Origin of the sequence: Sphingomonas sp. LH128 (assembly GCF_000293195.2) — a bacterium.
Taxonomy (GTDB): Bacteria; Pseudomonadota; Alphaproteobacteria; order Sphingomonadales; family Sphingomonadaceae; genus Novosphingobium; species Novosphingobium resinovorum_A.
This window is the reverse complement of sequence record NZ_ALVC01000014.1, coordinates 1-11,265: the sequence shown is the minus strand read 5'-3', so window position 1 is coordinate 11,265 and position 11,265 is coordinate 1. Positions and strand designations below refer to the sequence as shown.

At 58.0% G+C, this 11,265-nt stretch carries 8 protein-coding genes and 3 pseudogenes; 6 read left to right on the top strand and 5 right to left on the bottom strand.

Going from position 1 to position 11,265, the window contains the following annotated elements; genetic code table 11:
* The 3 genes and pseudogenes from LH128_RS31755 to tnpA form a co-directional block, all read right to left on the bottom strand.
* Positions 1-276, bottom strand: a pseudogene (locus LH128_RS31755) (IS66 family transposase); the annotation flags it as partial.
* A 49-nt stretch (positions 277-325) separates the two neighbouring features.
* Entirely contained in the window at positions 326-679 is a 354-nt protein-coding gene (gene tnpB / locus LH128_RS01700; RefSeq protein WP_008827841.1) for an IS66 family insertion sequence element accessory protein TnpB, read from the bottom strand.
* A complete protein-coding gene (tnpA, locus tag LH128_RS01695; protein WP_083910030.1) occupies positions 676-1,101 on the bottom strand; it encodes an IS66-like element accessory protein TnpA in 426 nt (141 codons plus the stop codon). The genes tnpB and tnpA overlap by 4 nt, the downstream gene beginning before the upstream one ends.
* A gap of 262 nt (positions 1,102-1,363) precedes the next feature.
* On the opposite strand from tnpA, the pseudogene LH128_RS01690 reads away from it, so the two are divergent.
* Positions 1,364-1,899 (top strand): annotated as a pseudogene (locus tag LH128_RS01690) (transposase); the annotation flags it as partial.
* Positions 1,900-2,535: 636 nt separating this feature from the next.
* On the opposite strand, the gene LH128_RS01685 reads toward LH128_RS01690, so the two are convergent.
* On the bottom strand, positions 2,536-3,969 hold the full coding sequence (locus tag LH128_RS01685; protein ID WP_156799968.1) for a replication protein RepA: 1,434 nt from the start codon (positions 3,967-3,969) through the stop codon (positions 2,536-2,538).
* A gap of 695 nt (positions 3,970-4,664) precedes the next feature.
* On the opposite strand from LH128_RS01685, the gene LH128_RS01680 reads away from it, so the two are divergent.
* The 3 genes from LH128_RS01680 (at position 4,665) to LH128_RS32975 (ending at position 8,471) form a co-directional block, all read left to right on the top strand.
* Positions 4,665-5,846 (top strand): AAA family ATPase, encoded by a 1,182-nt coding sequence (locus LH128_RS01680; RefSeq protein ID WP_172704871.1) that lies wholly within the window; start codon positions 4,665-4,667, stop codon positions 5,844-5,846.
* 1,253 nt (positions 5,847-7,099) lie between these two features.
* Positions 7,100-8,122 carry a ParB/RepB/Spo0J family partition protein gene (locus LH128_RS01675; RefSeq protein WP_008827838.1) on the top strand — a complete coding sequence of 341 codons (1,023 nt, stop codon included), beginning with the start codon at positions 7,100-7,102 and terminating at the stop codon, positions 8,120-8,122.
* 142 nt (positions 8,123-8,264) lie between these two features.
* On the top strand, positions 8,265-8,471 hold the full coding sequence (locus LH128_RS32975; RefSeq protein WP_327195017.1) for a hypothetical protein: 207 nt from the start codon (positions 8,265-8,267) through the stop codon (positions 8,469-8,471).
* A gap of 255 nt (positions 8,472-8,726) precedes the next feature.
* Here LH128_RS32975 and LH128_RS34125 read toward each other — a convergent pair whose 3' ends face one another.
* Entirely contained in the window at positions 8,727-9,089 is a 363-nt protein-coding gene (locus LH128_RS34125) for a hypothetical protein (protein ID WP_008827837.1), read from the bottom strand.
* A 510-nt stretch (positions 9,090-9,599) separates the two neighbouring features.
* Between LH128_RS34125 and LH128_RS01665 the strand changes: the two genes are divergently transcribed.
* The gene (locus tag LH128_RS01665; protein WP_008827836.1) at positions 9,600-10,502 is read left to right on the top strand and encodes a recombinase family protein; all 903 of its coding nucleotides are present in this window, start codon (positions 9,600-9,602) and stop codon (positions 10,500-10,502) included.
* Positions 10,503-10,944: 442 nt separating this feature from the next.
* A pseudogene (locus LH128_RS01660) lies at positions 10,945-11,265 on the top strand (IS6-like element IS6100 family transposase); the annotation flags it as partial.

The following is an 11,265-nucleotide window of genomic DNA, read 5'->3' as shown; positions in this document are numbered from 1 at the left end:
TATGCCGCGCTTCGCGCGCGGGCGCTTGATCACAGGCTTGTCTTCTGGCGCTTCATCGTCATTGGCCGCGACCGTCGGCGTGCTCACAAGATCGCCCAGATCCAGTTGCCCCTGATCTCCCAGAATGACGCTGGCGCGTTCCGATCGATTGCCGAATGCTTGTTGGGCCATGCCTTTGAGGAGCGAGCGCAGTTGAGCGTTTTCAGCCCGGAGTTCCCGCACAAGGGCGGCCATCTGCTCGAGATTGTCAGGAAGATTATCGGCTTCGGCAGGCATGCGTGACTATACCACACAGCCCTCATTATACTACAAAAAACCGCAGAATTCAGCCAAAAATAGCGGGCCGCCGCGCCGCCTGGAATGGCAGTTTGTGCCAATCCAGGCCTGACAGAAGGGCCACACATTGAGCTCCGGTCAGAGCAAGAGTGCCGCCTTGCACTGCAGGCCAATAAAACTTCCCATGGTCGAGCCATTTTGTCGCCATAACCGCGCCGGAGCCGTCATGACGGACCAACTTGATTTTGTCAGCAGCCTTATTGCGGAAGACAAACACATCACCGGCGCAGGCATCGTGGCCCAGAACATGTGTCACCAGTCCCATCAGCCGGTTGATCCCGGCCCTGAAGTCGATGGGCTGCGTCGCCACATAGATCCGCACGCTTCCATCGATCGGGATCATTCCCGGATCGCCGCCAGAACGGTGCGCAAGTGCTCCGCCTCGACGGCGCCGCAAATACGAACTGTCACATCGCGCACCACCAATTCCATGCTGGGCGGCGATGCCGGGACGGCCGGCATTTGCGCTTGCTCCTCGCCAACCACCGTCACTGGCACAAGCCGGAGTTCTTCAACGGTCCCCGCCGCTCGCGCCTGCCGGCGCCAATAATGCAGCAGGCCAAGGCCGACGCCGTTATCCCGCGAAACCTGCGCTACCGTTTTTCCGGAAGTGAAGCTTTCCGCAAGAATACGATCGCGCTCATCATCCGGCCATCGCTCGTGCCCACGCCGGACTGGCTCCAAACTAACGGTCAAACGCGAACTTGCACTATGCGACGCACACGTCAAACCAACGTTTGGCACCCCATCAATTTCCTCAACCACTGCCCGAGCTCCTCAACGTCTCGCGCAGATCTACCCCTCAAAAATCAACCAGAATACGTGGGGTCGAAGCAGCGGTTACGCTAATCTCGCGAAAAGAGGCATGACCAGATCGACGCGATGGTGCGAACCCGCTTCCACAACAACGGTCGGATCTGGGCCCCCGTGAAGCGCATCTATGCACCTTCTGCGGTGGTGGCGGAGGCCGCCAGCAAACTGGCGGCCATGCTGACGGCTTCGTGCTGGGCATCGGCTTGGGCCGGGCGTGACCATGGGGCGAGACGGCCACTATGGCCGCCCCGAGGTCATGGCCTCTGCGAGGCGGCCGGCGTCGACTATGTGTTTGTTCTGCCCACCAACGCTGCGCTGCGCGCTGATCCGGTCATCGTCGTGAGCGCCGACGCCTGCGCGGTCAAGCGCGCCCAGGAAGGCCGGGTGGTTTTGCGCAATTATGCCGGGACCCGTTAGGGTGCGAAGAGCTGGAAATGTCAGCGCCGCGTCGCCGTCCCGATCGAGGCAAGCACGCTCGGGATGGACATCCGCTACGTCGTTACTTCGCTGACCAAGAGCTCGGCCGAGCACATCTACGACACGCTCTACTGCGCCCGGGACCAGGCCGAGAATCTGATCAAGCGGCACAAGGCCCAGCTCGCCAGCGATCGCACTTCGTGCCGCTCGGCCAACGCCAACGAGATGCGGCTGATCCTGCATACTGCCGCCTACTGGGTGCTGTCGCCCATCCAGCAGGCCATCCCCAAGGCCACCGCGCTCGCCACCGCCGAGTTCGCAACGCTACGCCTGCCCCGATGAAACCGTGTTCAAAGACATCGCTACCAGCCTTCCGACTGCCCCCACATAGCCACCGCGGCCGTGCCGCCCAAAGCCCGAAACCTTACCCGTCAGCTTCGAAAAGCCCCCTTATCCCGCCGCGCTGAAAAGCGCACGTGGAGGCGCTCGCCCTGATCACTCGCTCAAAAGCAGATCGCGACCGAACAAGCCTGGCGGTGCTATCCTCAAGAATAGGACAAGCTAAACGTAAACGGTCTGTGAGCGGTTCAGTCAACGAATCCGGCCCGGCATCCGGAGATGCCATGGGTAGCTTGCCGTGGTTGTCCGCATACCTACTCATATGCAAGCCTCTGGGGTGACGCTCATCGGGCAGTTGCACATTGACCCCAAGACGACCGGTTCTGTCGCGCATTGGGGGTCGCTGCTTAAGGTACGCACGGATGCACGACGGTAGTGCGGGCGTACTTCAATCAGCGATTAGGCCAATCATCTGAACGATGGCGTACAAGAGATAGCTCGAAGCTGGAGTGCTGAAACAGCTGAGCTATGCGTCGCTGTTTAAGGTATGGTATGCCCGTTGATGCGTTGTTGACGCAGTGATGCCGATAGCAGATTCTCCAATGGAGAACGGCGCTAACCTGCTTGAAATCAGGCAGGCTTCGGCCATTTTTCTACATATCGCTTCCAGCGGTCCTTGAGCTGGTCGCCCTCCAGACTGTCAATCTCGTTTCCGAGAAGTTTCCTGAAAGCATCGGCCATGACCGTCACGGAGTTGTTTGATCCAAAGTCCCTTCCGATGCGATACAGCTCGGGCTCTGCGAATTCCAGTGCACCACTTTTGGGAAAGCGTATAGCTGGGCCGGACATAACCGGCTTGGGCTTATCGGAACTGTGCAACCTCAGCAGGCCTGCGTCCTCAGGCGCTGCCTGCGCCAGCTTCCTGGCGCCCCTCTTCTCCCCCTGGATAAGCAGCATACCCTTAGTCGGCTTCTCAGCGTAACGCAGGCGGATGATGAGATCGCTCATATCGACCGAGTGACGCGCCTGCTGGTAGACACCAGAGACCTCGTCCCAGGCAGCACGCACGGACTGACGGAATTTCGTCATCGTGCTCGATTGATTCCCCAAATGCTTGGCAAGGTCAGCCCAGTTGAGGCGCACCTCTGTCCCCTGAGGTATGCGTGGAAGCCGATATGCGAGCCAGGTGTAGAGATCGAGCTTCGTGGCACTGTCCTTCAGTGCGACGATCGCCCGTTCATTGAAAGGAACCGAATGCTTCAGCAGCTCTCCATAGAACTCTTCTGACAAGACAAAGTGCGAGACAAAGGTCCCCTCCCCCGTTCTGAGACCCGCGTACCGATTGACGATCCGCATGTCATTGACTGCAAACGCACGCATCTGCTCGCTCGGAACCTTCTCCCCCTTCTTCCCTTTGCCGGCGGGTGGAGCGCTTTCGTCCCAGCGGATTGTCCATTGGCAATTGAGGATTCGATCGATTTGATCCTGAACGCTGGTGCGTGTGCCACGTTTGCCGCCAGAGGAAGTGTTCGTTATCCCCATGCGCCGCAGCCAGCTTGAAAAGGAGCTCCCCAGATAGATTTCCCGGGTTCGCGTGCGCACTGCTTCGGTCATGATATAGATCATGATCAGCCGCGCATGGCGACCATACGGTACCCCTCTGTTCACCGCTACGAATTCACCATTCGGTCCTATGGGCTCCTGCCGCTCCATAGGCTGAATGATAAGCGAGATGTTCCCGTCACGCCTGATAACCGGCGCACTCTGGTCCTTGGGCGCCTTCACTGGAAGGGACATGGCGCAAAGTGCCGAGTGCATGAAGTTTGGAAGCGATTCTTCTTCCATCACATAATGGACGGCGTCGAAAATCCGCTTTGCGTCTGGCGTGTCGGCCAGTGCCCTCACATCGGCAACTGGACTGTGCTTCAAGGCCTCGACAAACTGTGCTCCCAGTGGAAGCATGATCTGAGCATCGCTCTCGCCTGTTTTGCGCCTTGCCACAGAATCACCCTTGGGAATCACCGATCGATGCCCCGATTTTGCCGAAATGCCGGTTAAACGCAAGCTGTTGGCGGTTTTTTAGCCGGGATACCTCCGAAAGTGCCAATGGGTCGCTGATAAAGGTACGCTGCGAAAATTCCATTAAGCTTTTTTTTTTGGAAACCCCGATCGCGTCTAACCGGAGGAAGGTATCTCCCAAAGGGAGTAGGATTCGGTAGTAGGTTAGATCGCATACTTTAAACAGCGCTCGATCGTACCTTTTCCAGCGTATGTTCGTACCTTTTCCAGCGTTCCTTCATACCTTCGTCAGCGATGGTACAATTTTATCCACAGCCCCTGACTCTCCTCAAATGCCGGCAGCATCCCGATTTGCGGTTTTGACGATGAAGCTAACCAGAAACCGCCAATGGATCGCTGTTTACGGTATTCTCGAAAGCGGGATTGAGGAGTGGACCCCCATCGCGAGGTTTGAGTACCGGAAGAGATTTTGTTTGCGCCAATCATCCGGCACCGACCACGAAACCGTACCGTAATCAGCGATGACGTTTGACCTGAAGCTTGCTGGATTTTCCACTTCCGAAGCGGAAAAGTGACAAATGGTCGCTGTTTTCGGTATCTTTGAAACGGAGAAAATGGCCCATGTCTTGGGAATGAACGACAGTTCTAGATTTTCGTTGTCGAAATTCGCGATAGAACCTAAAGAAAATCGACAACGAGGCCGTGCGCCTCGATAATCCGAGAGTCACAAGAGGACAAGCATGGCGTCCCTTTCCCCTGATTTGGGCAGCACAACCAAAGAGTTGATCACCCGGTATTATCACATGGCGAGCATGGTGCTGAGCAAGCTCCAGGAGCGCAACATTCAGCACAACCCACCCCGCAGCGGGCCGACGTTCACAATTTCACAGGCCGCCAGCCTTGTCGGTCGTTCCGCATCGGCGATCCGGATCGCTGAGGCAGAGGGTCGTCTCCCACATCAAGAGCGCAATATGACCGGGCGCCGGAAGGGCTATACGCTCAAGGACCTCGACACGATGCGCCAAGTCTTCGACACGCGTCCTTGGCGCGAGGAGACCGATCCGCCGGCAATCATAGCATGCCAGAACTTCAAAGGCGGCGTCGGCAAGTCGACAATTGCCGTGCATATGGCGCAGTATCTTGCGATACATGGCTATCGCGTGCTGTTGATCGATGCTGATGCGCAGGCATCTGCGACAATGCAGTTCGGATATATTCCGGACAAGGATCTCGACGAACTCGACAGCATTTACGCCCTGCTGCAGGGCAAGCCTGAGAGGGGCATCGCCCAGATCATTCGGAAAACCCACTTCCATAATCTTGATCTGATACCGGCTAATCTCAAGCTCTATAACGCGGAATATGAAGTTGCTGCCCGCATCGGTGTCCACGGCTTCAACGTGCTCACGACCCTTGCGCGCGACATCCATAAGGTGGCAGGCAACTACGATGTCATCGTGATGGATCCCCCGCCGGCGCTCGGCATGGTTTCGCTCTCGGTTATGTACGCTGCGAACGCGCTGCTCATCCCGGTTCCGCCCAGCATTGTCGATTTCGCCTCAACGACTGCGTTTTTGGGCATGCTTGAAGAGACGATGGGCGCACTGGGTGAGCACGATATCCAGCCGGAGTATGGGTTCGTGGGAATGGTGATTTCCAAGAGCGAGGCGAACATCGAGTCTCAAAGGCAGATTGTAGACATCACCAATACGGTGTTCGGACGCAGTGTATTTTCGCAGGAGCTTCGGAGCTCTGCGGAGTTCAACAATGCCGCCAGCCAGTTGAAGACGGTCTTCGACCTGACGTCTTCAACGACGAACCACGCGGTCAGAACCCGCTGCCTCAATCAGCTCAACCAGCTTGGCTGGGAGCTTGAGGAAAACATCAAGAAACTTTGGCCATCGAGACATGGGTTCGACTGAAGCTCGCCGCCTCAATCGCTCTCATCTTGCCCCGGCCACTGTGCCGGGGTTTGCTTTTGCGGCCTGGAAGGGTTGAATGGTTGAAATGCCGCGTCCCCGCGCGTCTGCCGTGCAAGCGGAGGAGAAGGGGAGGGGGGCATTCACGGTTCGGATTGTCCCACGAATTTCGATCGACATTGCTGCCCGACATCTGGGCTCACGTTAGTTGACGGCAAGGTCATTGGCGCAGCGTCTAAACTTGGAGGCTTAGGACCTGAAGCAACAGTCATTCTCCAATGGAGAATGACGATCCGCAACCGATGCCTGGAGCTCACGCCAAGCTCGCAGCAACGAATTTCCGGGATGTCCCGTGCCGTTCTCCATTGGAGAACGGAAGACCTATCGGGTCACTCAAGGATCGCGCGGCACGCAAAGCCGCGAGATCTGCGTCAAGTGGCAATGTCTTGCGCGCGCTCTACCGCGCTCTCTCCAATGGAGAATGTGTGCTGTTAATAGCAGCTATGGCGCAAGGGTGGAAGCGAGTGTGCGAATGCGCGCGGTCGCTATCGGTGGTTTCGTGGCGCCCAAGCGGAGACGAGGAAGTCATTCTCCAATGGAGAAGGGCACCAAAGTGCGCCTGTCCGTAGGCCGCAATCACAACCATCTGAGAAAATATTCTGGACATTGCTGGCAGGGCTCCTGCGCGAACGGAGTGTAAGCCGGCAGAGCAGCTTTCCCGTATAACTTAGGTGGTTCATCGCTGACGCGTCGGCTTCGCGATTATGATTGCGAGAAGTCTCGCGGTGCCAAACTGTGATCGACCGGCGGCAGGTGCTGCGAAACTACGAGCGCATAAAAGGCGGAAGAGAGCCGGCCCGCTGCTTCCGTCGAGAGGGCAGGGCGAAGGATAGGGTCACCCTCGTCTCTCAAGTGTCACCACTTGAGCGCATTTGAATGTTGTCTGCGTAACGCTGGAGGGTGGGCCGCTACCGGAGATTACAATGAAGGTCTCCACATCCGCGGCGATCGCCCGGGCGGGCGAGGCATGAACGAATTACATGGTTCAACCCGGTTCACAGCATCGACGCCGACGCCGGGTGCTTCGTCGGGACCGAATTGCGCGGTGCGACTGTTAGGGGCGCAGGAGGGATTTGGGTACAGGGCAGGGGGCGGCCTTGCGCTTATGGAATCTCATCCGATAAACTCCCCATGGCCGGCAAGAGCGAGATTCGTTCGTTGTATTTCTGCCGGGGCATGTGAAGGGAATTGACGTTATGGCGCGCAAACCGGGTTTTGGGGCTTCTATTGCCTCGGAGGTCGTTGAGGCGTTTGGCCACGGCGATGCACCTTCCCTTCCGACAGGCGATGTACTGGTCAGTCGCGGCAAGGCGCTGAGCAAACTCGGTGCTGACGTGCAGTATGAGCAGTACGAATGGGTGGATCCCGTGCTCTGCAAACCGTCGAACCAGAATGCTCGACGCTATGACGAGCTTACCTACGAGGATTGCGAGGAACTGATTCAGTCGATCCGGTCCGAAGGGCGGCAGCGGATGCCGGCAATCGTTCGCCGCACGGAGGATCCTGCAGCGCCATACGAGATTGTTGCAGGTTCGCGCAGGCACTTTGCCATCAGCTGGCTTCGAGCGAATAACTATCCCGACTTCAAATACCTGATTGATGTTCAGCCCCTCGACGACGAGGCGGCGTTTCGGCTGAGCGATCTGGAGAACAGAGCGCGCGCCGATGTCTCTGATCTCGAGCGAGCACGAAGCTACCAGATGGCACTTCGCTCTCACTACAAGAGCGATACCGCAGCGATGGCTGAGCGCCTAGGCGTGGCGCGTGCCACGATCTACCGCTACACGGCGCTTGCCGACCTGGATCAAGTCTTTGTTTCCGCCTTTGGTGATCCGAAGTCGGTGACAGTCTCTCATCCGCGCGCCATCGCTTCGATCATCAAGGAAGGGGGAGAAGTCGCACAGCGGGTACGCGACGAGGCCATCCGGCTCGCCGGCCTGCAAGCGTTGCGTCTCAACGAGGGGGTATCGCTTATGGCACCAGCTGAGGTGATTGCGGCGTTCAGGAATGCTGCCAGGCCGCCAAAGCCTTCCGTGATCGAGAATACCACCTTCACCATTGGTGCAGCCGATGGCGGGGAAATCCTCACGTACACCAAGGCATCGAGGAAAAAAGGAATGACGATCACGTTGCCGCCAAAGTTAAGCGCCGGTCGATCGGAGGTGGAGGCAGCGTTCCAACTCTTACTCGACGAGTTGTTTGGTGCGCCCGAAGCCTGACAGCCGGAGTTCCGGAACAAAGCGGGAATTAGCTCTATAATCAATTTTGGGCTCGCTGGAGCGAGGTGGCGCCTATTAGGGTGGTACGGGTCATCTCAAGGCAGTTTACGCAGCGTAAGCCCGGTTTCCGGGGAGGCTTTTTGTGATGGGATTTGCAGCCAATTTCACTGGCGATGTCATTCGAACTCGTTTTCAGCGCTTGTATCGAGGTCTGAGCAAGTGCCGCGCCTTTTCCGGCAGCACCCAAGTGCTGCTGGATCCGCGACTTCATACGGCGAAACGGATTTACTGGACCTTCATCCGCTTCGATCGCGATAGCGGCTCTGGCTTCTCTCGCGGTGGTAACTGAGGGCCGGGGCGTTGAAGCAGGCGGCATGCTCCGCGAGTTTTGGTGTCATCGACCGCGCATAGAACTTCCGGGTTGCAGACAATTTGGCGAGTGCGATCTGGATGATCTTCCTGCCCACCAAGCAGCGATCGTGGTTTTAATGACGTGGAGCCTTGCTGAGGCGAATTTACGGCTGCTTTGTGAACGGCGGGCGGGACCTGTGGCCGGTAAGGAATAAAGGAACTGCGAAAATCGTTGTCCGCGTCGTTGTGATCGCTATAGGCAGCGGCAGGGCGATGAAGCGAACGCGATCACGTACCTCACCGCCCACTTGCGAACCTCGACGCCCGATACGACGGAGATTGGGCGGCGGTCCTGTGCGTAAAGGAAACTCAAAGGCTCGGGCTTGTTCGGCTGTAGGCAAGCGGCAAGCGGCAAGCGCTCTGCTTCTGCCACGGCGGAAGCCTTCGTCGGGAAGGGCCCAACGTCGTTCTTGACGTTATCGGGCAGCCAGACCGGCAGAAACCACCATCCACCGGAGCGATAACTGACGGCACTACGCACAGAGCCCATGCCGTCGGCCAGAAACCAGCCTAGGTCGATGCCGTCGCGTATCCACAGCGGGGCAGGGTAGTGCATGAGTTCCTCGAAAGTGTTAGCTGATCTGGGCTTGGCCGACCAATGATACCATGCGCCGCAGATGATGCTGGCGCCCGGGCATCCCACGAATGCGATGCGCCGGCCCCGCGCCGTGGAAGCCCGCAGGAATCGCGGAATTTATACCACACGCTAAGTGAAAACGAGATAAATATACATCGAGCTATATTGCATCATCATCCACATGCGATAATTGCAGTTATCATATAAGCGGATTTGACGCCTTTCTATAAGGTGGGTATGTGCATGTCGGTGTCAGAATATGACCGGACTTCGCCATCTTCCGCGATTTCACCCATGCCGTTGTCAGCAAAAAGCTGGATTTCTGTCAGTAAATGGCGGGACGCCGAGGGGAGGGGCCTGCTCGTTGGCCGCTGACAATCCTTCTAACCGGCACTCTGTTCTCTGGCCAAATTCCAGGCGCGCGATCCGTGTGGAGGACGTATAACGGGGTCAACCGTTCGGTTGTCTCCGTTAGTTGGATTGTGACAGATGCCCTTGATCGGCTACGCTCGTGTTTCGACCGACGAACAGGACACCTTCGCGCAGATCGGCGAGTTGCGGCGCGCAGGCTGTGCGGCCATATTCGAAGACCGGGCCAGCGGCGCTAGCCGCAGCCGTCCCAAGTTGGCCAGCGCGCTCGCTGCAGTAGGGCAGGGGGATACCCTCGTCGTTGTGCGGATTGATCGCCTCGCACGATCGTTGTCGCATTTGCTCGATATTGTCGAAGCACTCCGGGCAAAAGGGGCCTATTTTCGCTCAATCAACGATCCAATCGACACCAGCAGCCCGCAAGGCATGTTGATGACGCAGATGCTCGGGGCATTCGCCGAATTCGAACGTGCCCTCATTCGTGAACGGACGCGCGCGGGCCTGAAGGCAGCGGTAGCGCGTGGTGCGAAACCGGGGAATCCGAAAATGCGCGCACGCGATCCGTCAGCAATCGCTGATTTGCGCCGCAATCTGAAGGAAAAGCATCTCCACGATCTGATTGACGGTCGGCAAGCTTGGCTGCCGCTTGTTGAGCGCCTGCGGCCGCAGTTGCCCTGGGCGTTGGTCTTGCGGCATATCAGGGCGCTCAGGCCGCCGGCGCGCTCGTTCTCCGAACGCACGTTGGTGAAAGCATGTCGAACGCTCGTTGATGCAGGCTATGCAAATCCCGTGATCTTGGAGACGGCGCCGCGCCTTTCCCCCGATAGCCGCGTCGCTATACTTGTCGCCGACAAACTTAGAAGCCAGCCAGACGCCACGCTGCGCGGTATCGCGGCTTGGCTCGGCAAGGATTTGCGTGAGCCAACGCCGCGTGGTGCTCTGAACTGGTCGCCAGAAGCTGTCCGCCGCGTGATCGCTCAAGCGCGGGAGTTGGGGCTCATTGTTGCGCCGGGCCCTGTGTGAAACAGCGATGCTCAGGCCCTTATTCGAGGAGAATTGGAGCGCGGCGCAGCTCCGCGCCTCACGGGTCTGCCCGAGTGACACCTAGGACACGCTTTTCTCCAAAGCTCTTCGCCTGACGGCGACCCTTTGTGGATGCTCAGGTAAGAGGTTCGCGTTACCAGGTCCGGCCGGTCCGCTCTCGCATTCAGCAGGTCCTGCGCAGAGTTGCTGCACAAGTCCACGCGAGGGGGTGCCAGCATTTACGGAACGGCCTCTCGTGCGATTGCCGCATTGTGGCTCAAGACAAGAGGGCCAAAGAACGCCCACACCGTAAATTTCCCGGATATCGATTATTAGCGAAATCGATCCATGCGGGACGTCGCCAACAGGATTGGTAATTATGGCTCTGTTGCAAAAATCGTGAAGCTTGAGCATGCTTGGCGGAGATTGGACGGACGGAACGATGACGGATTTCAAGTGGCGCCATTTCCAGGGTGATGTGATCCTGTGGGCGGTGCGCTGGTATTGTCGCTATCCGATCAGCTATCGCGACCTTGAGGAAATGCTGGCGGAACGCGGCATTTCGGTCGACCATACGACGATCTATCGCTGGGTCCAGTGCTACGCCCCGGAGATGGAGAAGCGGCTGCGCTGGTTCTGGCGGCGTGGCTTTGATCCGAGCTGGCGCCTGGATGAAACCTACGTCAAGGTGCGGGGCAAGTGGACCTACCTGTACCGGGCAGTCGACAAGCGGGGCGACACGATCGATTTCTACCTGTCGCCG